We start from the raw sequence: 19362 nt of genomic DNA, 5'->3' as shown, positions 1-19362 counted from the left end.
GATGTGTACGGACGACACACGTGACCCGTGGCTCCCGGACCGTCTCCTCCGCACGGAGCGGGACCTGCTGATGCCGCTCCTGCGGCGCACCCCCGAGGAGGCCTACGAGCTCCGCACCGCGTGCCCCGGCTGGACCGCGCGCCAGGTCCTCGCCCACTGCGGTGCGGCGCTCGTCCGGATCGTCGAGGGCCGGCTGGAGGAGGGCGTCTTCCTGCCGGAGGCCAACGCCTGCGACGTCGCCGAGCGCGAGGAGTGGCCCGTCGGCCGGATCCTCGACGAACTCGAACGCGGTCTGACGGAGGCGGGCCCGGTCATCGCGGACCGCGAGGACGGCCGCCTCGACGCGGTGGCGCTCGGTGAGTGGGTCCACGCCGGAGACGTCCGGGAGGCCTTCGGGGAGCCCGGCGCCTACTGCGGCGCGGCGCTCGACCTGGCCCTCCCGCTGCTGTCCGTGACGAGCCGCCGCCGGGAGACGCCGCGCCTGGTCGGCGTCCTCGCGGACCGGGACGACCACCCGGTCTCCCTCGGCAACCCGATCGAGGGCCGGCCGACGGCCCGCTTCCACGGCGACGCGGCGACGCTGATCCGGATCTACGCGGGGCGGCCGCTGGTGCGGACGCGGTACGAACTGACGGGCGCGGCGGAACACGAACTCCTGATCTACCGCTGAGCCCGTGCGGGCCCGCGCGCCGCGCCCGTGTGCCCGCGCGGGCGTGCCCGTGCCGCCGCCCGCGTGGGCTCACCCCCGTCCCGTGCGGGGCGCGCCCCGCGTGGGCCCGCGCCCGTCGGGGCCCGTCGCCCACGCCCGGGTGGCCCCGCGGCCCCGTGTGGGCCTACGCCCCGCCCCCGTGTGGGCAATCGTCCCGCTGGGGCGGGACGGGTGGGCACACGGGACGGCGCCCTCAGCGGGGCCTCCGCGTTCCGTGCCCTGGCCCGCACCACCGGTGTGCCGCACCGGGGGTGCGGGTCCACGCACATGAGCCTCCGGCGCCGGCAAGGGCGCCGTTCCGTTGTGCCCACCCGTTCCGCCCCGGCGGAACGCATGCCCACAACGGGGGTGGGCCCCCACCCGAAGGGACCCCATGAGCACGCTCGACCGGCTTCTGCGCGCGCACGTCGACGCGCACCCGCACACCCCCGCCGTCACCTTCGGCCAGGACACGCTCTCCTACCGGGAGCTGTACGACACCGCCGCCGCCCTCGCCGCGCACCTGCACGCGCTCGGCGTCCGTCCCGACGACCGGGTCGGTGTCCACGTCGAGCCGTCGCTCGGCCTGATGACCGGCATCTGGGGCGTCGTCCTGTCCGGCGGCGCGTACGTCCCGCTCTCCCCGGAGTACCCGGAGGAACGCCTCCGGTACATGATCGAGGACAGCGGCGCCCGGGTCGTGGTGACCCAGGACCGCTTCCGGGACCGGGTCGTGGACCTCGCCCCGCCGGGCACGAGGGTCGTGACCCCCGGGGACGTCCGGCCGGGGAGACCGCCCGCGGGCCCCGCGCCGCACCACCTCGCGTACGTCATCTACACCTCCGGTTCCACCGGCCGCCCGAAGGGGGTGATGGTCGAGCACCGCTCGATCGTGTCCCAGATGCGGTGGATGGAGGCGGAGCACGGGCTCGGCCCGGACGCCGTCGTCCTTCAGAAGACCCCGATGAGCTTCGACGCCGCCCAGTGGGAGATCCTCGCCCCGGCCGTCGGCGGCCGGGTGGCCGTCGGCCCGCCGGGGGTCCACCGGGACCCGGAGGGCCTCGTCGACGCGATCCGGGCGCACGGCGTGACCCTGCTCCAGGGGGTGCCGACCCTCCTCCAGGCCCTCGTGGACACGGAGCGGCTCGGCACCTGCCGGGGGCTCCGCCGCGTGTACTCGGGCGGCGAGACCCTCTCCAGGAACCTCGCCGTGCGGCTGCTGGCCGAGCTGCCGGACGCGGAGCTGGTCAATCTGTACGGCCCCACGGAGTGCACCATCAACGCCTCGTCGTACACGGTGGACCGCGCGACGGTCGCCGACGGACCGGCCGCGATACCCATCGGCAGACCGGCGTACGGCACGACCTTCCGGCTGCGGGAAGGCGAGCTGTGCGTCGGCGGGGTCCAGGTGGCGCGGGGGTACCTGGACCGTCCCGAGCTGACCGCCGAGAGGTTCGTGACGGACGCGGCCGGCGAGCGGCTGTACCGGACGGGCGACCTCGCGCACATCGACGACGACGGCACGGTCCACTTCGCGGGCCGGGCGGACAACCAGATCAAGCTGCGCGGCTTCCGCGTCGAGCTGGACGAGATCGCGCTGGCGATCGAGGACCACGACTGGGTCAGGCACGCGGCGGTCATCGTCAAGGACGAGCCCCGCACCGGCTTCCAGAACCTGGTGGCCTGCGTGGAGCTGTCGCCGAGGGAGGCGGCCCTGATGGACCAGGGCAACCACGGCGCCCACCACCAGTCGAAGGAGTCGAAGCTCCAGGTCAAGGCGCAGCTGTCGAACGCGGGCACCCGCGACGACGCCGAGCTCGCGGGCTGCCCGGTGGTGGAGCTGCCGGGGGCGACGCCGACCGGGCGGATGCGCCGTACGGTCTTCGCCCGCAAGACGTACCGCTTCTACGAGGGGGGCGAGGTCACCCGCGCCGACGTCCTCGCCGCCCTGGCCCGCCGCCCCGAGGGCATCGGCTCCCGGTCGCCCGCCGGTCTCACCGCGGCCGACCTCGGCGAGATCCTGCGCTGGTTCGGGCAGTTCACGAGCGAGGAGCGGCTGCTGCCGAAGTACGGCTACGCCTCGCCGGGCGCGCTGTACGCGACGCAGCTGTCCGTGGAGGCGCGCGGGATCGCGGGTCTGGACCCGGGCACGTACTACTACCACCCGGTCCGGCACCGGCTGTACCGCACGGAGGCGTCGGACGAGCCCGGTGAACCGTTCCTCCGGTTCCGCTTCCACGGCCGGCGGGCCGCGATCGAGCCGGTGTACCGGAACAACATCCAGGAGGTCCTGGAGATCGAGGCGGGCCACATGGTGGGCCTCTTCGAGGAGGTCCTGCCGGGGTACGGCCTGGACGTCAGGCGGTGCGGGGACGGGGCCTGGGAGGTCGTCCCGTACGACGGGGCGAGACGGTCCGAGCCGGAGGTGGACCTCTACGTCCAGGCGCACGGGGACGCGGTCCGGGACCTCCCGCGGGGCCAGTACGTCCACGGGGACGGCACGCTGACCCGGGTCTCGCCCTCGCTCGTCGAGAAGAGGCACGTCATCGCGATCAACCAGGCGGTGTACGAGCGGGCGGCGTTCGGCGTCACGGCGGTGAGCCGGACGACGGACCCGGACCGCGCGTACGTCGATCTCGGCCGGGTCCTCCAGCGCCTCCAGCTCGGCGGGCACGGGCTCGGGTTCATGTCCGCGGGCTACAGCTCGAAGTCGGGTCATCCGCTGCCCGCGGCCCGGCGCGTGGACGAGATCCTGACGGCGGCGGGACGGTGGACGGGTCCTTCGTACTTCTTCGTCGGCGGCCGGGTGAGCGAGGAACAGCGGCTGAGCGAGGGGATGTACGAGGACACGGTCCACATGAAGGGCCCGGCGGAGATGATCCGCGACGACCTGGCGCACCACCTGCCGGACTACATGATCCCGAACCGGGTGGTGGTCCTGGACCGGCTGCCGCTGTCGGCGAACGGCAAGGTGGACACGAAGGCGCTCGCCGGCCTCGCGGTGGTCAACGCGGGACTGCACGGCCGCCCGCACGTCCTGCCCCGGACGCGCACGGAGGGCAGGCTCGCGGAGATCTGGGCGGCGGCGCTGAAGTACGAGGAGACCGGCGCGGTCTCCGTCCTGGACGACTTCTTCGAGTCCGGCGGCAACTCGCTGATCGCGGTGGCCCTTGTCACCCGGATCAACCGGGAGTTCGGCGCGGGGCTGCCGCTCCAGATCCTCTTCGAGCGTCCGACGATCGAGAAGCTCGCGCACCGCCTGGACGGCGCCGCCGCGACGCCCTCCTCGCGTCTGGTGCGGCTCCACGCGGCCGGCGCGGGCTCGCCGGTGTACTGCTGGCCGGGGCTCGGCGGGTACACGATGAACCTGCGGCACCTGGCCGAGGAGGCCGGCGTCGACCGGCCCTTCTACGGGGTGCAGGCGCACGGCGTCAACCGGGGTGAGGAGCCGTACGGGACGATCCGCGAGATGGCCGCCGCCGACGTGTCCGCGATCCGCCGCCGCCAGCCCACCGGCCCGTACACCCTGTGGGGCTACTCCTTCGGCGCCTGCGTCGCCTTCGAGTCGGCGCACCTCCTGGAGGCGGCGGGGGAGCAGGTGGAGAACCTCTTCCTGATCGCCCCGGGCTCCCCGAAGGTCCGGTCCTCGGAGACGGGCGGGGCGTCGTACGGCAATCCGGCGTTCGTGACGATCCTGTACTCGGTCTTCGCCGGGACGATCGACCCGGGCGTGCGGGCCGTGGACCGGGCCGGGTTCGTGGCGCGCGTCGCGGCGGACTTCCCGGCCCTGGACCCGGACCTGATCGGGCGGATCGTCGCGATCGTCGAGGAGACCTTCGAGTTCACGTACACCTTCCGGGAGTTGACGGAGCGGCAGGTGAGCTGCCCGGTGACGCTCTTCAAGGCCGAGGGCGACGACTACTCGTTCCTGGAGGGCGCCACGGGCTGGTCGACCCGTCCGCCGACGGTCGTCGAGCTGGACGCGGACCACTACAGCCTGCTCCGGCAGCCGGATCTGACGGAGCTCGTCAAGAAGATCCGCTACCGCCTGGGTCTGTAGCGTCCTCCTCCGGGTCGGCCGGGGGCTTCGAGTGGAGGACGGCCCGGGCCTGTTCGGCGGCCCGGGCCGTCGACTCGGAGACGAAGTCGAGGAAGCGGGCGACGTTCTCCAGGCGGTGACCGGCCGGAGTGCCGGAGCCGAGCACGGTGACGCCCTGCCGCGCGGTCTCGACGATCTGCGCGATGGACCGGGCGGAGGCCGTCATCGCCTGGTACCAGACGTCGTCGTCGACGGTGTAGCGCTCGCGACGGCGGTCGTCGCGCTCCCGGCGGATGAGGTTCTGGCTGTCGAGGAACGCGACCGCCTTGGAGATGGACGCCGGGCTGACCTGGAGGCGGTCGGCGAGCTCGGACGCGGTGAGGCTGCCCGCGTCGGCGAGGGTGAGGCAGGCCATGACGCGGGCCATCATCTTGGGCATGCCCGAGGCCATCATGACGGTCGTGAACGTCTCCTCGAAGGCGCTCACGGCCTCCGCGTCCCGCCCGTGGGCCTGGGGGACGGCGGCCGTCCCCCGGGCCGCGGCCGGCTTGCGGCGGTGGGCGCGGTGCTCGGTGGCGCGGTGGGCGAGGTCGGCCCGGTAGCCGGTGGGGCCGCCGTTGCGCATGACCTCCCGTGTGACGGTCGAGGTCGGGCGGTCGAGGCGTCGGGCGATCTCCGCGTACGCGAGGCCGTCGGCCAACCCGGTGGCGATCTGCTGGCGTTCGGGCTGGGTGAGTCTGCCTCCCGGCATCGCGGTCTCCTTCGCGGTCCGTGCTCCCTGGAGCCCTCAGCATAGCGTTCACCGACATTCCATTGCAACGCACTGAGGGTGCGCTGTTGCATTAGATTCAGAACCATTGCAATGAAATCGCGTAAGTGACCTGCCAAAACAGGGATTTCAAGCAACAACATGCTTGCCGGACTAGCGAACGCAACGTAGCTTTTCCTTCATCGGAAAGAGCGCGGCGGAACACCGCCCGCCACGACCAAGGAGAAGCACCATGCAGAAGTTCGACACCGCCGCCGCGATCGTCACCGTCCTCGCCGTCCCCGCCGGACGCATCCGCCTCCTCGCCTCCGACCGCGCCGACACGACCGTCGAGGTCCGGCCGGCCGACCCCTCCCGGAGCCGCGACGTGAAGACCGCCGAGCGCACCGAAGTCGCCTACGCCGACGGCGTCCTGCGCATCGAGGTCCCCAAGCCGAAGAACGACCTCCTCGGCGGCGACACCGGCTCCGTCGAGGTCACCGTCCAGCTGCCCGCCGGCTCCCGCGTCGAGGCCCGCGCCGCCGCCACCGAACTCACCACCGCCGGCCGCCTCGGCGACGTCACCTTCGAGGGCGCCTACCGGCGGATCACCGTCGAGGAGGCCGCGAGCCTGCGCCTCACGGCCGCCGACGGCGACATCGAGGTCGGCCGCCTGACCGGCTCCGCCGACCTCACCACCGCCCGGGGCGACATCCGCGTCGCCCAGGCCGTCGGCGGCACGGTCGACCTCACCACCCAGAAGGGCGACATCGAGATCACCGCCGCCGCCGGTGTCTCCGCCGTCCTCGACGCCGGCACCGCGTACGGCCGCGTCACCAACACCCTGAAGAACGACGGCACTCCGGCCCTGACCGTCCGCGCCACCACCTCCTACGGCGACATCGCCGCCCGCAGCCTGTAGCCCATCCCACCGACCGACGCGCAGCCCCTGAAGGAGTACCTCACATGACCACCCAGGCCATCGCAGCGACCGGGCTGCGCAAGTCCTACGGCGAGAAGACCGTTCTGGACGGCATCGACCTGAGCGTCCCGGAGGGTTCGGTCTTCGCCCTCCTGGGCCCGAACGGCGCGGGCAAGACCACCGCCGTGAAGATCCTGTCCACGCTGATCACCGCCGACGCCGGACAGGTCACGGTCGCCGGCCACGACCTGGCCACCGCCGCGCAGTCGGTGCGCGCCGCGATCGGTGTGACCGGCCAGTTCTCCGCGGTCGACGGTCTGATCACGGGCGAGGAGAACATGCTGCTGATGGCGGACCTGCACCACCTGCCGAAGGCGCGGGGCCGCCGGGTCGTGGCCGAACTCCTGGAGCGGTTCGACCTGACGGAGGCGGCGGGGAAGCCGGCGTCGACGTACTCCGGCGGCATGAAGCGGCGGCTGGACATCGCGATGACGCTGGTCGGCAGCCCGAGGATCATCTTCCTCGACGAGCCGACCACCGGTCTGGACCCCCGCTCCCGGCACACCATGTGGCAGATCATCCGCGAGCTCGTCACCGGCGGGGTCACGGTCTTCCTCACCACCCAGTACCTGGAGGAGGCCGACCAGCTCGCCGACCGGATCGCCGTCCTCCACGACGGAAAGATCGCCGCGGAAGGCACCGCGGAACAGCTCAAGCGCCTCATCCCCGGCGGCCACATCCGCCTGCGCTTCACCGACCCGACCGCCTACCGCACCGCCACGACCGCCCTCGCGGACGCGGCCCGCGACGACGACGCCCTGGCCCTGCACCTGCCCAGCGACGGCAGCCAGCGCGCACTCCGACTCATCCTCGACCGGCTGGACACGGCCGGCATCGAGGCGGACGAACTCACCGTCCATACCCCCGACCTGGACGACGTCTTCTTCGCCCTCACCGCCACCGACCAGCCCAAGGAAGTAGTCCGATGAGCACCCTCGCCCTCGCCGCCCGCGACACCACCACCATGCTGCGCCGCAACCTCCTGCACGCCCGCCGCTACCCCTCCCTCACCCTGAACCTGCTCCTCACCCCGGTCATGCTCCTGCTGCTGTTCGTCTACGTCTTCGGCGACACCATGAGCGCGGGCATCGGCGGCGGAGACCGCGCCGACTACATCGCCTACCTCGTGCCCGGCCTGCTCCTGATGACCATCGGCTCCACCACCATCGGCACCGCCGTCTCCGTCTCCACCGACATGACCGAGGGCATCGTCGCCCGCTTCCGCACCATGGCCATCCACCGCGGCTCCGTCATCACCGGCCACGTCATCGGCAGCGTCATCCAGTCCGTCGCCAGCGTCCTGCTGGTCGGCGCGGTCGGCGTCGCGATCGGCTTCCGCTCCACCCACGCCACCCCCCTCGAATGGCTCGCCGCCCTCGGCCTGCTGATCCTGTTCGCCCTGGCCCTGACCTGGATCGCCGTCGGCATGGGCATGGTCTCCCCGAACGCCGAGGCCGCCAGCAACAACGCCATGCCGCTGATCTTCCTCCCGCTGATCTCCAGCGCCTTCGTCCCCGTCGACCAGATGCCCGGCTGGTTCCAGCCCATCGCCCAGTACCAGCCCTTCACCCCCGCCATCGAAACCCTCCGCGGCCTCCTCCTGGGCACCGAGATCGGCCACAACGGCTGGCTCACCCTCGCCTGGTCCCTCGCCCTGACCCTCCTCGGCTACTTCTGGACCAGGGCCGTCTTCCACCGCGACCCCCGCTGACCGCAACCCCGCACGACCCCACGAAAGGCCCGCCGCGGCTCACCCGCGACGGCCCTTCGTCGTGCGGTGCTCACACGGGGGCGGCGGCCGACAGGCCCGCGTCGACGGGACCGACGCCGGCTGAAAACCCTTTGCCGGACCGGGGAGTCGGCCGCCAGTCTCTCGGCATGACCAGTCATCCCGTCCGCCCCGTCGCGGACCTCTTCTCCGCCGACGGGCGCCTCAAGGCGATCCCGCGCCGGCCCGCCCGGCGCGAGGCGCTGCTCGCGCACCTCGCCACGACCCTCTTCGAAGCCGACCGGACCTACCGGGAGCCCGAGGTCAACGAGGCCCTGCGCGCCGTGCACGAGGACTTCCCGGCGCTGCGCCGCCATCTGGTGATCGGCGGCTTCCTCTCCCGTACGAAGGACGGCTCGGACTACCGCCGCCCGTACTGCCCCGACACCCCCGGAGACACGGTCCCCGCCGTCGCGTGATCCCGCCGGCCGACCGGCCACGGCTTCGCCCGGCCGGCGTCAGATCTCGGGCAGGAGCCGGATCGTACGGTCGTGAACGGCTCGTTGTCACGGTCGGAGCGCAAGGCCCGCATCAGCTCCGCCTCGACGAAGTCCGTCCCCGGCGCCTCCGCCCGGTCCCGGGGACGCTCCGGCCGTCAGCGGTCGCGCCGGGCGCCCGCCGTCAGGGCGACCGTGCCCGCCACAGCCAGGACCGCGCCCGCGGCCAGGACGCCGTGGCGGGAGCGCCAGGAGAGGACCGACCAGCGGGACTGGGCGGAGAGCAGGGAGCCGAGGCTCGCCCAGGAGCCGATGGAGGCGACCGAGAGGGCGGAGCCGACCGAGCCGACGGAGAGGAAGGAGCCGACCGAGCCGACGGAGAGGTAGGAGCCGACCGAACCGATCGAGAGCATCGATCCGACCGAGCCCACGGACAGGAACGAGTCCCGCGACCAGAGCGACAGGGACGCGCGCGCGTGACGGGTCTGTGGGGTCATGCCGCGATCCTAGGCAGCATGGGCCGCCGCCGGGAGCAGGCCGGTCCGTGGAGACGCCGGTTCCGGGTGCGGGCCGGTCCGTGGAGACGCCGGTTCCGGGTCCGGGCCTGCCTGCGGAGACGCCGGGTCCTGGCCCCTCCGTGCGGGCCCCGGGTCCGGGTGCCGACCGGTCCCGGGGGCCCGTTCCGGGTGCGGGCCCGTTCCCGGAGGTGGCGGTTCCGGGCGTGAGGCCGTCCCGGTGTGGCTCGTTGGACCAATCGGGCCGTCCGTGCGCATCGCTCCAGGACCCGACCGCAATCGCTGGATGCACCACGCATCGAATCGCGGAATTGGTCTAGTCCAAGTTTGGTCCAGGCCATTGACGTGCTCATGGTGCCCGGGGTTTCGTCGTGACCCAACAGTCGTGCGCGACAAGGACGTTGACGCACTCCCGTACCCCCCCCACACAGGCATTGGATCGCCATGAGACGACGCGTACGTTCGCTCCGCTCGGCCCTCACCGCCGCCGTGACCGCCGTGGCCGCCCTCGGCCTCGCCACCGTCGCGACCGCCCCCGCGCAGGCGGCGACGCCGCTGCCCGCCCGGGTCTTCGCCCCCTACTTCGAGTCCTGGACCGGCGAGAGCCCGGCCGCCCTCAGCGCGCAGTCCGGCGCCAAGCACCTGACGATGGCGTTCCTCCAGACCGCCGCCAAGGGCTCCTGCACCGTCCTCTGGAACGGCGACACCGGGCTGCCCATCGCGCAGTCCTCCTTCGGCGCCGACATCTCGACGATCCGGTCCCGGGGCGGGGACGTCATCCCCTCCTTCGGCGGCTACACGGCCGACACCACCAGCACCGAGATCGCCGACAGCTGCACCGACGTCAACCAGGTCGCGGCCGCGTACCAGAAGGTCGTCACGACGTACGACGTCACCCGGCTCGACATGGACATCGAGGTCGACTCCCTCGACAACGCCGCCGGCATCGACCGCCGGAACAAGGCCATCAAGATCCTCCAGGACTGGGCCGCCGCCAACGGCCGCCAGCTCCAGATCTCGTACACCCTGCCGACGACCACGCACGGCCTCGCCGCCAGCGGCCTCGCGGTCCTCAAGAACGCCGTGACCAACGGCGCCAAGGTCGACGTCGTCAACCTCATGACGTTCGACTACTACGACAACGCCGCCCACGACATGGCCGCCGACACCAAGACGGCCGCCCAGGGCCTCTACGACCAGCTCGCCAAGCTGTACCCCACGAAGACGGCCGCCCAGCTCTGGGGCATGGTCGGCATCACCGAGATGATCGGCGTCGACGACTTCGGGCCCGCCGAGACCTTCACCCTCGCCAACGCCCGCACGGTCTACGACTGGGCGGTCTCCAAGGGCATCAACACCCTCTCCTTCTGGGCCCTCCAGCGGGACAACGGCAGCTGTGCGGGCGGCGCCGCCGCGGACAACTGCTCGGGCATCCAGCAGAACACCTGGGACTTCTCGCACGTGTTCGCGCCCTTCACCAGCGGGACGACCGCGCCGACGGACGACTTCTCGGTGACCACCACCCCGGCCGCCGCCACCGTCACCGCCGGCGGCTCCACCTCCGCCACGGTGAAGACGGCCGTCACCGCCGGTACCGCGCAGACGGTGAACCTCTCGGTCAGCGGCCTGCCCGCCGGCGTCACCGCCTCGCTCAGCCCCACGTCCGTGACGGCCGGGGGATCCTCGACCCTCACCGTGAACACCACGGCGACCACCGTCTCCGGCACCTACCAGATCGTGGTCAACGGGGCGAGCGCCTCGGCCGGGCACGCGGCGGTCCTCTCCCTGACCGTCACCGGCGGCGCCACCCAGTGCACCGCGGCCCCGTGGGCGTCCTCGACCGTCTACACCGGCGGCCAGCAGGTCTCGCACAAGGGCCACACCTGGAAGGCCAAGTGGTGGACGACGGGCGAGGAGCCCGGCACCACCGGCCAGTGGGGCGTCTGGCAGGACCTCGGCGCCTGCTGAACCCACCGATGACCTGACGACAGGGCCCGCCGCGCACCGGCGGGCCCTGCCGCGTTTCCGTGCCGCGCTTCAGCCGAGGCCCTGCCGACGTCTCGGCCGCCGCCCCTGCCGCGTCTCCCTTCGCGGCGGTCCCGGTCGCCGCCGTCCCTCCGCCTCGGGCCACCCGGCGGCCGCTCAGTCGATGTGCACGATCTGGAAGGCCTCCGCCATCCGGCCCGGGGGCAGGCCGCCGGCCGAGGCGTGTTCGCCGAGCCAGTCGCGCAGCAGCCCCGCCAGGTCGTCGAAGTGGGCCGTCTGCGAGGTGTGGATGCGCAGGGCCTCGACCTTGCGGTCGAAGACGGAGGTGACGTCGACGTACTGGTTGGGGGTGGGGCCGGTCATCAGCCACAGTTCGTGGACGGTCCACGGCTCCAGGCCCTCCTCCTTGAGGAGCGCCGCGTGGGCGAAGGGGTTGCGGGCCTCGGGGTAGACGGCGCGCAGGGCCGCGTCGCCGACCGCGCGGTGGTCGGGGTGAAGGTCGGCGACGCGGGCCCAGTTGATCTCGGGCGAGGGGATGACGGCGCGCTGCGGCCGTACCTCGCGGATCACCCGGCACAGGTCGCGACGGAGCTCCACCGAGGGCTCCACGAAGCTGTCGGGGTAGCCGAGGAAGCGCACGTCGGCGACGCCGCTGAGCTTCGCGGAGTGGACCTGCTCGGCGCGGCGCAGGTCCGCCATGGCCTGCCGGGGGAGCGCTTCGTCGTAACCGCCCGCGCCGCCGTCCGTGACGATGCAGTACGTGACGCGGGTGCCGCGCTCGATCCACTGCATGACGGTGCCGCTCACGCAGAACTCGATGTCGTCCGGGTGCGCGGCCACGACGAGCAGGGACTCGGGGGTGGTCCGGTTGAAGTCCTCCATGGGGCCAGCCTGTTGGGGCGGCGGGGGCGTCGCAAGGCCACGTCGTGGCGTGAACAGGACATGGCACTTACGCGCCACTCAAAAGCTTGGTAGATTCAAATCATTGGATAATCCGGGTGACGCGCTTGGAGGGTGACCGGCATGTGCAGGATCCTCGGCTCCTTCGCCGCCGGGGCGGACCGCCCCGAGCCGGCCCAGCTCGCGGCGGTCTCCGCCCGCCAGCGCCACGGCGGCCCCGACGAGCACCAGGTGCTCAGCGGGCCCGGCTGGTCGCTCGGCTGCGACCGCCTCGCCGTCACCGACCCGCGCGGCGGACAGCAGCCCTACCGGCTGCCCCACCTGCCCGGCGTCCTCGCCGTGCTCAACGGCGAGATCTACAACCACGCCGAACTCCGCCGTACGCTCGCCGCCCGGGGCCACCGCTTCCCCGACCGCTGCGACGGCACCCTGCTCCCCGCGCTCTACGCCGAGTACGGGCCCGCCTTCGCCGAGCACCTCGACGGCATGTTCGCGGTCGCGCTCCTCGACCTGCGGCCCGGCAGCACCGGACTCGTCCTCGCCGTCGACGACATGGGCATGAAGCCGCTCCACCTGCACCACGACCCGTACGACGGCTCCACCCGCTTCGCCTCCGAGATCCCCGCCCTCCTCGCCTTCGAAGGCGTACGGATCTCCCCCCGCGAGGACGCCCTCGACACCGTCCTCGCCACCCGCACCTCCTTCTCCGCGCACACCGCCCTCGACGGCGTCGACGTCCTGCCGCCCGGCGCCACCGCGGTCGTGCGCCCCGGCGCCGCCCCCGTCGTCCGCCGCCGGGTCCCGCACCGCGCCGCCCCGCTCGGCGACACGCAGGACGTCCTGCGGCACGAGGTGCGCCGGCTCGCCCGGGCCGAGGTGCCCGTCTGCGCCGTCACCAGCGGCGGCCTCGACTCCGGGCTCGTCACCGCCCTCGCCGCCGAGCAGGCCCGCGAGACGGACGCGCCGCCGCTGCACACCTTCCACCTCACCTACCGGGGCCGCTGGCCCGGCTCCGAGGCCGCCCACGCCCGGTCCGTCGCCCGGCGCGCCCGGACCGTCCACCACGAGGTCGCCGTCGACCCCGACGAACTCGGCTCGCTCCTCACCCGCACCGTGCGCCACCTCGGCCAGCCCAACGCCGACCCCATCACCCTCTCCACGTACGCCCTCTTCCGCGCCGTCCGCCAGAACGGCTTCACCGTCGCCCTCGCCGGCGACGGCGCCGACGAACTCTTCGGCGGGTACGACCGGATGCGGGCGGCCCTCGCGGCGGGCCCCGCGTGGGCCGCCGCCTACACGGACGCCCTGTCCGCCGCCCCCCGGCTGCTCCGCGAGCACCTCTACACCGCCCAGTACCGCGCCTTCATCGCCGACACGGGCTCCGCCGCCGACCGCATCGAGCAGGAGCTGTGCTCGGCCGAGGCGGCCGGCGCGGACCGGCTCACCGCGATCAGCGCCTTCGAGACGCGCTGGCGCCTCCCGGCGTACCACCTGCGGCGCCTGGACCACCTGTCCATGGCGTGGGCGGTCGAGGCGCGCCTGCCGTTCTGCCAGCCGTCGGTGGTGGCGCACGCCCGGTCGCTGCCGGTGGCCGCGCGGACGGGGAAGCGGGCGCTGTACGAGGCGGGCCGGGAGCTCCTCCCGGCGTCCGTCCTGAACCGGCCGAAGCAGCCCTTCACCCTGCCCGTCGAGGCGATGCTCGCCCCCGGCGGCCCGCTCCTCGACCTGGTCCGCGAGCTGCTGTCCCCGGCGCGTCTCGTCCTCGGCGGGAAGATCCGCGCGGACCGGGCGGCGAAGCTGCTCGCCCGGCACCTGGAGCGGCCCACGCCGCAGGCCGCGCTGACCCTCTGGTCCCTCGCCGTCCACGAACTGTGGACGGAGGTCGTCCAGGGCATGCGGATCCCGGTGGGCTGTGCGGCCTGACCCCCCGGACGTCTCCGGCCCCGGACCGGCGCCGTGGGGCGCGACGGCTGCGGGGCCCCGGCGCGCGGCCGCGGACGCCGCCCCGGCCGGGCGCCGGGGCACGGCCGGGCGCGAAGGCACGGTCGAGCGCGGAGGCACGGCCGGGCGCGAAGGCACGGCCGGGCGCGGAGGCACCGTCGAGGCGCTCGTCGTGCGGGCCCACGACGCCCCCGGGCCCACCCTCGTGCTGCGCGTCGACCGGCTTCCGCCCGGGGCGCTCGCCCTCGGCGCCGAGCTGAGGGCCGCCCTCGCCGCGACGCCCCGCCCCCGCCTCCACAAGATCGCCCTGTTCGACCCCCGCACCCTCCGCTACCGCTTCGTCCAGGCCCTCCCCGGCGGTTCCTTCGACTTCCGGGCCGGGTGCGGGCACTCCCTCCTCGCCTGCGTCGTCGCCGACGGGCGTCCCGGGCCCGTCACGGTCCGCGCCGTGACGACCGGCGACACCGTCCTGTGCGAGCCCGAGCGCGCACCGCACCACGACGCGTACACGCTCAGCTTCCTGCGCGCCCCGGACGCCCCCGGCACGCTGCCCACCGGCCGCCCCGTCGACGTCCTGCTGGGCGTGCCCGTCTCCCTCGTCCGGTACGGCAATCCGTACGTCTTCGTCGACGCCCGGCACCTGGACCCGCGGGCGACGGAGCGTCAGCTCCTGGCGCTGCGCGCGGAGGCCGCCCGCCGCCTCGGGCACCCCCCGGCCTCCGCCCTCCCCAAGATCGCCGCCGTCGCCGACGGCCCCGGCGGGCTCTCCGTCCGCGCCCTCACGGTCGGCGGCTGGCATCCCGGGCTCGCGCTCACCGGCGCCGCCGCGCTCGCCGCCGCGGGGGCCATCGACGGGACCGTGGTGCCCGTCCCGCGCGGGCCCGTCCGCACCCCCGCGGGCCCGGTCACCGTCTCCGCCGCACCGGACCGCGTCCGCGTCCACCACAAGCGCGCCGAGGTGCTGGAACGCCTGGAACTGCCGTGGCGTGTCCACGCAACGGCGTGAACGCGCACCCCGTCCACCGGCCCCGCACCCCCGCGCCTCTGCCACGCTGCAAGGGACCGGCCATCGGTATCCGTGGGGACGTGGGGAGAGCAGACGCACATGAAATTCGAGAATCTGCGTGTCGTCGTGACCGGGGCGTCCCGCTACTTCGGCCGCGCGCTCGCCGTCGGATTCGCGCATCTGGGCGCGGAGGTCTACGTGTCGGCGCGGACCGTCGAGGCCGCCGAGCGGACCCGTACGGAGGTCATGGGTTCGGCCCGTGACCGCATCCACGCCTTCGGCTGCGACCTGAGCCGGCCCGCCGAGATCCGGGAGTTCGCGGCCCGGGTCGGCGAACGGACCGACCGGGTCGACCTGTTGGTCAACAACGGGGCGCGCTGGCTCGACGGGATGGACCTGGAGGCGGCCAGCGACGCCGAGATCGTGGAGACGATCGAGTCGACGGCCGGCGGCACGGTCCTCATGGTGAAGCACTTCCTGCCGCTGCTCCGCGGCTCGCTGCGGCCCGACATCGTGAACATGGTCGCCGTCCGCGACGCCGAGGGCGCCTCCGCGGCCGCCGGCGCCGCCCACGAGGCCTTCTGGGCGGCGAAGAGCGCGCAGGCGGGATTCGCGGACATCCTGTCGCGCAGGCTGCGGCCCTCCGGGGTCCGCGTCTTCTCCCTCTTCCCGCCCGATTTCTCGACCTCGGACCCGCGCTTCGCGGAATGGGACGGATCGAATCCGGACGGAATAGCGCCCGACGAGAAACTCACCACGCAGGCCCTTTTCGAGTGCATCGTCTACGCCGTCGAGCAGCCCCGCGACTGCTTCATCCGGTCCTTCCACTTCGAGCCCCGCTGACCGACGGAAAACCGCGTCAAGGAGGTCCCATGAGCACCCCCGTCTGGATCACCGCGACCCCGCCCGCCACCCACGGCGAACTCCACATCGGACACCTCGCCGGGCCCTACGTGGCCGCCGACGTCCTCACCCGCTTCCTGCGCGCCGAGGGCGAGGCCGTCCGGTTCACCACCGGCACGGCCGATCACGCCAGCTCGGTCGAGGTCCGGGCGCTGCGCCACCACCGCAAGCCGGAGGAGGTCGCGGAAGGCTACCGGGCCGCGATCACCGCCGACTGGCTGCGGTCCGGCGTGGAGTTCGACCACATCGTCCGCCCCCGCCGCGACAAGGGGTACGGACGCTGGGTGCGGGAGCTCTTCGCGAAGCTGTACGCGCAGGGCGTCATCGCCCCCCGGACGCGGCTGCTGCCCTACTGCGAGCCGTGCGACCGCTGGCTGCACGGGGCGCACGCCACCGGCACCTGCCCGCACTGCGGCGCGGTCAGCGACGGCGGGATGTGCCACGAGTGCGCCCGTCCCAACGACGGCGGCGACCTGATCTCGGCGCGCTGCGCGCTCTGCGACACCCCGGCGGTCGCCCGCCGCTGCCGCCGGCTGTACGTGCCCCTGGAGCCCTTCCGGGAGACGCTCGCCGAGTACTGGGCGACGGCCGGCCTGCCGCCCCGGCTGGCGGCGCTGTGCGAGTCGCTCGTGGAGGACGGGCTGCCGGACATCGCGGTGGGCCACCCCGCCGAGTGGGGTCTGGAGGTGCCGGTGGAGGGCTTCCCCGAGCACCGGATCGACGGCTGCTTCGAGGCCGCCGCGATGCACCTCTTCGGCTACGACGTGACGGGCCCGCTGCCCCGCCGGGCGATTCACTTCTGCGGCTTCGGGCACGCCTTCTGCCACGCGGTGCTGCTGCCGGTGCTGCTGCTCGCGCAGGACGTCAAGCTGCCGCAGGACTTCAACGTCAACGAGTCGTACGTCATCGAGGAGGGCGTCCAGGAGGGCAACGTCTGGGCGCTCGACCTGCTCACCGAGTACGGCTCGGACACCCTGCGCCGGCACGTCCTCCAGGCCCGTCCGCTGGGCCGCCGCACGGTCTTCCGGCGGGAGCGGCTCGCCACCGCCCGGCGCGAGCTCGACGAGAACTGGAACAGCTGGCTGTCCCGGCTCTTCTCGGCGGTGCGGGAGGAGTGCGGCGGCCTCGCCCCGCAGGCGCTGCCCGGCGGCACCGGCTGGGAGGTCCTGGAGCGGCGGCTGCACCGGGGCGTGGACGACCTGCGCGAGGCGTACGGCCCCGACGCCTTCGACCCGCGCCGGGCGGTCGCCGTCCTGGACGAGATGGTCCGCTCGGCGGCCGACTTCGGTCACGTCAACGCGCACGAGCGGTGCCGTCCCAGCACCTCGTGCCGTCACCTCCCCGCCCTCGCGGCCCAGTTGGCCGTCGCGTCGGCGCTCTCGGCGTGGGCGCGACCGGTGATGCCGGAGGGCGCCGACCGGCTGGCGGCGGCGCTCCGGGTGGAGCCGGGGCGTCCGGTCGGCTGGCAGGCGCTCACGGGCCCGCTGCCGGGGACGCGTCTCGCACCGCCGTCGGGCCCGGTCTTCGGGTTCTGAACGCCCGCACCCGATCCGTACTACTAAGCAACTAAGTACTTCAGTATCCGATCGATCCCCGCCCCCTCCCCGTCGCGTGACCGTGCGCGCGAGCGACGCGCAGGGACACGTGGCCCCCACTCCCCAGGAGCCCCACGTGTCCCTGCGCGTCGCCATGCTCAGCGTCCACACCTCCCCGCTCCACCAGCCCGGGACGGGGGACGCCGGCGGCATGAACGTCTACATGGTCGAGCTCTCCCGCGCCCTCGCCGAACAGGGCGTGGAGGTCGACCTCTTCACCCGCTGCCGGGGCGAGGGCGCGCCCCCGCGCGTCGAGCTGGCCCCGGGCGTCCGGGTCCGCCACCTGCACGCCGGGCCCCGCCGGGCGCTGCCCAAGGAGGCGATGCCCGGCCTGGTGGTGCCGTTCGCGCTGGCCCTGCTCAAGGAGGAGCGGCGCTACGACCTGGTCCACTCGCACTACTGGCTCTCCGGGCAGGCGGGCCGGATCGCCTCGGTGGGCTGGCGGATACCGCTGGTGCACACCGCGCACACCCTGGCCCGGGTGAAGAACGCCTCGCTCGCCGAGGGCGACACCCCCGAGCCCGAGCTCCGGGTCCGCGGCGAGCACCAGGTGGTGGGCAGCGCGGACCGGCTGATCGCCAACACGGCCGACGAGGCGGAGGCGCTGCGCTCGCTGTACGGGGCGGAGGGGGCCAGGACCGAGGTCGTCCGGCCGGGGGTCGACCTGCGCACGTTCCGCCCGGGGGACGGGCGGGCGGCGGCCCGGGCCCGGCTGGGGCTGCCGCCCGGGGCGTTCGTGCCGCTCTACGCCGGCCGCATCCAGCCCCTGAAGGGCCCGGACGTGCTGGTGCGGGCGGTGGCTGAGCTGCTCCGGGAGGCGCCGGACCTGCGCCGCCGGCTGCTCGTGCCCGTGGTGGGCGGGCACTCGGGGGCGACCCGGGAGGGCACGGCATGGCGGCTGGCCGAGGAGCTGGGGGTCACGGACGTGCTGCGGCCCTTCCCGCCGGTGCCGCAGGAGCTGCTGGCGGACTGGTACCGGGCGGCGGACGTGCTGGTCGTGCCCTCGCGCAGCGAGTCCTTCGGTCTGGTGGCGCTGGAGGCGCAGGCGTGCGGGACGCCGGTGCTCGCGGCCTCGGTCGGCGGCCTGCCGACGGCGGTCTGGGACGGGGTGACGGGGCTGCTGGTGCGGGGTCACGACCCGGTGGAGTACGCCCGCCGGCTGCGCTGGTTCGCGGCGCACCCGGAGGCGGTGGAGACGATGGGGGCGGCGGCGGCCCGCCATGCGCGCGGGATGAGCTGGCGGGCGTCGGCCGGGCGGACCGTCGAGGTGTACCGGGGGGCACTGGAGCGTGGGGTGGGGCAGGGGCGGCGGCACGCCCCTGCCCCGGCGGCCCCTCTCTCCTGGAGGAACGAGAAGGCCGTAGCACAAGTCTAGCATCTCTTTTGGTTCGACCAAAGGTATGGCGAGCTCCGGATCGTTCAATTCCGTTGTGCGGATGACGGATTGACGCAATCACGCCATGGCGGGTCCACGCAGAGACAATCTCTGGAATCGCCCCGGAGGCGGCGACAGAATGGAGATGTCTTCAGGGAACGCCCGGCGGCACGGGCCCCCGGAAGGCGGAATTGACATTCCAAGTCCTGGAGGAATCATGTCCGTTGCGCAGAACACCGGAATCCGCAAGGCCGTCCGTCAGCTCCTGGTCGCCATGGTCGCCTGTACGGCCGTCGCGGGCGGCGCCGCCTTCGCCGTCGGCTCGGCCGACGCGCCGGTCACCCCGCAGACCGTCGCCGGCGTCACCGAGGACAACGGCTGGCCGGTCGTCCCCCCGAAGCCGACCCCGACCAACTGAGAATATTCCTCCGGGAATTGACCGGGTAATTCACGCGCTCGACCGGGCCCCGCAATCGCTG

16 protein-coding genes are annotated in these 19362 nt (G+C 73.6%); 13 read left to right on the top strand and 3 right to left on the bottom strand.

Annotated elements, in window-relative coordinates; genetic code table 11:
* The first annotated feature begins 1 nt into the window (after nucleotide 1).
* Together ACFYXU_RS05870 and ACFYXU_RS05865 are read left to right on the top strand one after the other, a co-directional pair.
* Nucleotides 2-670, top strand: a complete 669-nt coding sequence (locus tag ACFYXU_RS05870) for a maleylpyruvate isomerase family mycothiol-dependent enzyme (RefSeq protein ID WP_389407576.1) — start codon at nucleotides 2-4, stop codon at nucleotides 668-670.
* Between the two features lie 412 nt (nucleotides 671-1082).
* Nucleotides 1083-4748 carry an amino acid adenylation domain-containing protein gene (locus tag ACFYXU_RS05865; RefSeq protein WP_389456611.1) on the top strand — a complete coding sequence of 1222 codons (3666 nt, stop codon included), beginning with the start codon at nucleotides 1083-1085 and terminating at the stop codon, nucleotides 4746-4748.
* Here ACFYXU_RS05865 and ACFYXU_RS05860 read toward each other — a convergent pair.
* Nucleotides 4717-5478, bottom strand: a complete 762-nt coding sequence (locus ACFYXU_RS05860) for a helix-turn-helix domain-containing protein (protein ID WP_361392907.1) — start codon at nucleotides 5476-5478, stop codon at nucleotides 4717-4719. The two genes, ACFYXU_RS05865 and ACFYXU_RS05860, sit on opposite strands and share 32 nt — an antisense overlap.
* A 250-nt stretch (nucleotides 5479-5728) precedes the next feature.
* On the opposite strand from ACFYXU_RS05860, the gene ACFYXU_RS05855 reads away from it, so the two are divergent.
* From ACFYXU_RS05855 to ACFYXU_RS05840, 4 genes are all read left to right on the top strand, one after another.
* Complete coding sequence (locus tag ACFYXU_RS05855) at nucleotides 5729-6397, top strand: DUF4097 family beta strand repeat-containing protein (RefSeq protein WP_329851366.1); 669 nt, start codon at nucleotides 5729-5731, stop codon at nucleotides 6395-6397.
* 44 nt (nucleotides 6398-6441) lie between these two features.
* Entirely contained in the window at nucleotides 6442-7386 is a 945-nt protein-coding gene (locus tag ACFYXU_RS05850; protein ID WP_389407573.1) for an ATP-binding cassette domain-containing protein, read from the top strand.
* Nucleotides 7383-8168, top strand: a complete 786-nt coding sequence (locus tag ACFYXU_RS05845) for an ABC transporter permease (protein WP_376507331.1) — start codon at nucleotides 7383-7385, stop codon at nucleotides 8166-8168. Before ACFYXU_RS05850 ends, ACFYXU_RS05845 begins: the two co-directional genes overlap by 4 nt.
* Before the next feature lie 167 nt (nucleotides 8169-8335).
* Entirely contained in the window at nucleotides 8336-8644 is a 309-nt protein-coding gene (locus ACFYXU_RS05840) for a DUF2087 domain-containing protein (protein WP_389407572.1), read from the top strand.
* Nucleotides 8645-8820: 176 nt separating this feature from the next.
* Here ACFYXU_RS05840 and ACFYXU_RS05835 read toward each other — a convergent pair whose 3' ends face one another.
* Complete coding sequence (locus ACFYXU_RS05835) at nucleotides 8821-9159, bottom strand: hypothetical protein (RefSeq protein ID WP_376507333.1); 339 nt, start codon at nucleotides 9157-9159, stop codon at nucleotides 8821-8823.
* 462 nt (nucleotides 9160-9621) lie between these two features.
* Between ACFYXU_RS05835 and ACFYXU_RS05830 the strand changes: the two genes are divergently transcribed.
* Entirely contained in the window at nucleotides 9622-11145 is a 1524-nt protein-coding gene (locus tag ACFYXU_RS05830; protein ID WP_389456609.1) for a chitinase, read from the top strand.
* A 174-nt stretch (nucleotides 11146-11319) separates the two neighbouring features.
* Here the strand turns inward: ACFYXU_RS05830 and ACFYXU_RS05825 are convergent, their stop codons facing one another.
* Nucleotides 11320-12045, bottom strand: a complete 726-nt coding sequence (locus ACFYXU_RS05825; protein WP_329851350.1) for a PIG-L deacetylase family protein — start codon at nucleotides 12043-12045, stop codon at nucleotides 11320-11322.
* 141 nt (nucleotides 12046-12186) lie between these two features.
* Between ACFYXU_RS05825 and asnB the strand changes: the two genes are divergently transcribed.
* The 6 genes from asnB to ACFYXU_RS05795 all read left to right on the top strand — a co-directional run bounded on the left by asnB (nucleotide 12187) and on the right by ACFYXU_RS05795 (nucleotide 19301).
* Nucleotides 12187-13986, top strand: a complete 1800-nt coding sequence (gene asnB, locus ACFYXU_RS05820; RefSeq protein WP_389456606.1) for an asparagine synthase (glutamine-hydrolyzing) — start codon at nucleotides 12187-12189, stop codon at nucleotides 13984-13986.
* Nucleotides 13976-15010, top strand: a complete 1035-nt coding sequence (locus ACFYXU_RS05815) for a hypothetical protein (RefSeq protein ID WP_389456604.1) — start codon at nucleotides 13976-13978, stop codon at nucleotides 15008-15010. Before asnB ends, ACFYXU_RS05815 begins: the two co-directional genes overlap by 11 nt.
* Nucleotides 15011-15109: 99 nt before the next feature.
* Nucleotides 15110-15853, top strand: coding sequence for an SDR family oxidoreductase (locus ACFYXU_RS05810; RefSeq protein ID WP_361392928.1), 744 nt, complete (start codon nucleotides 15110-15112; stop codon nucleotides 15851-15853).
* 29 nt (nucleotides 15854-15882) lie between these two features.
* A complete protein-coding gene (locus tag ACFYXU_RS05805) occupies nucleotides 15883-17448 on the top strand; it encodes a class I tRNA ligase family protein (RefSeq protein WP_361392930.1) in 1566 nt (521 codons plus the stop codon).
* Between the two features lie 154 nt (nucleotides 17449-17602).
* Nucleotides 17603-18883 (top strand): D-inositol-3-phosphate glycosyltransferase, encoded by a 1281-nt coding sequence (mshA, locus tag ACFYXU_RS05800; RefSeq protein ID WP_376507485.1) that lies wholly within the window; start codon nucleotides 17603-17605, stop codon nucleotides 18881-18883.
* Between the two features lie 217 nt (nucleotides 18884-19100).
* Nucleotides 19101-19301 (top strand): hypothetical protein, encoded by a 201-nt coding sequence (locus ACFYXU_RS05795; protein ID WP_329851342.1) that lies wholly within the window; start codon nucleotides 19101-19103, stop codon nucleotides 19299-19301.
* The last annotated feature ends 61 nt before the right edge of the window (nucleotides 19302-19362 follow it).

The organism is Streptomyces sp. NPDC002232, assembly GCF_042890295.1.
GTDB lineage: Bacteria > Actinomycetota > Actinomycetes > Streptomycetales > Streptomycetaceae > Streptomyces.
Note: the sequence above shows the minus strand (reverse complement) of the source record. Positions and strands in the feature narration are given on the sequence as shown.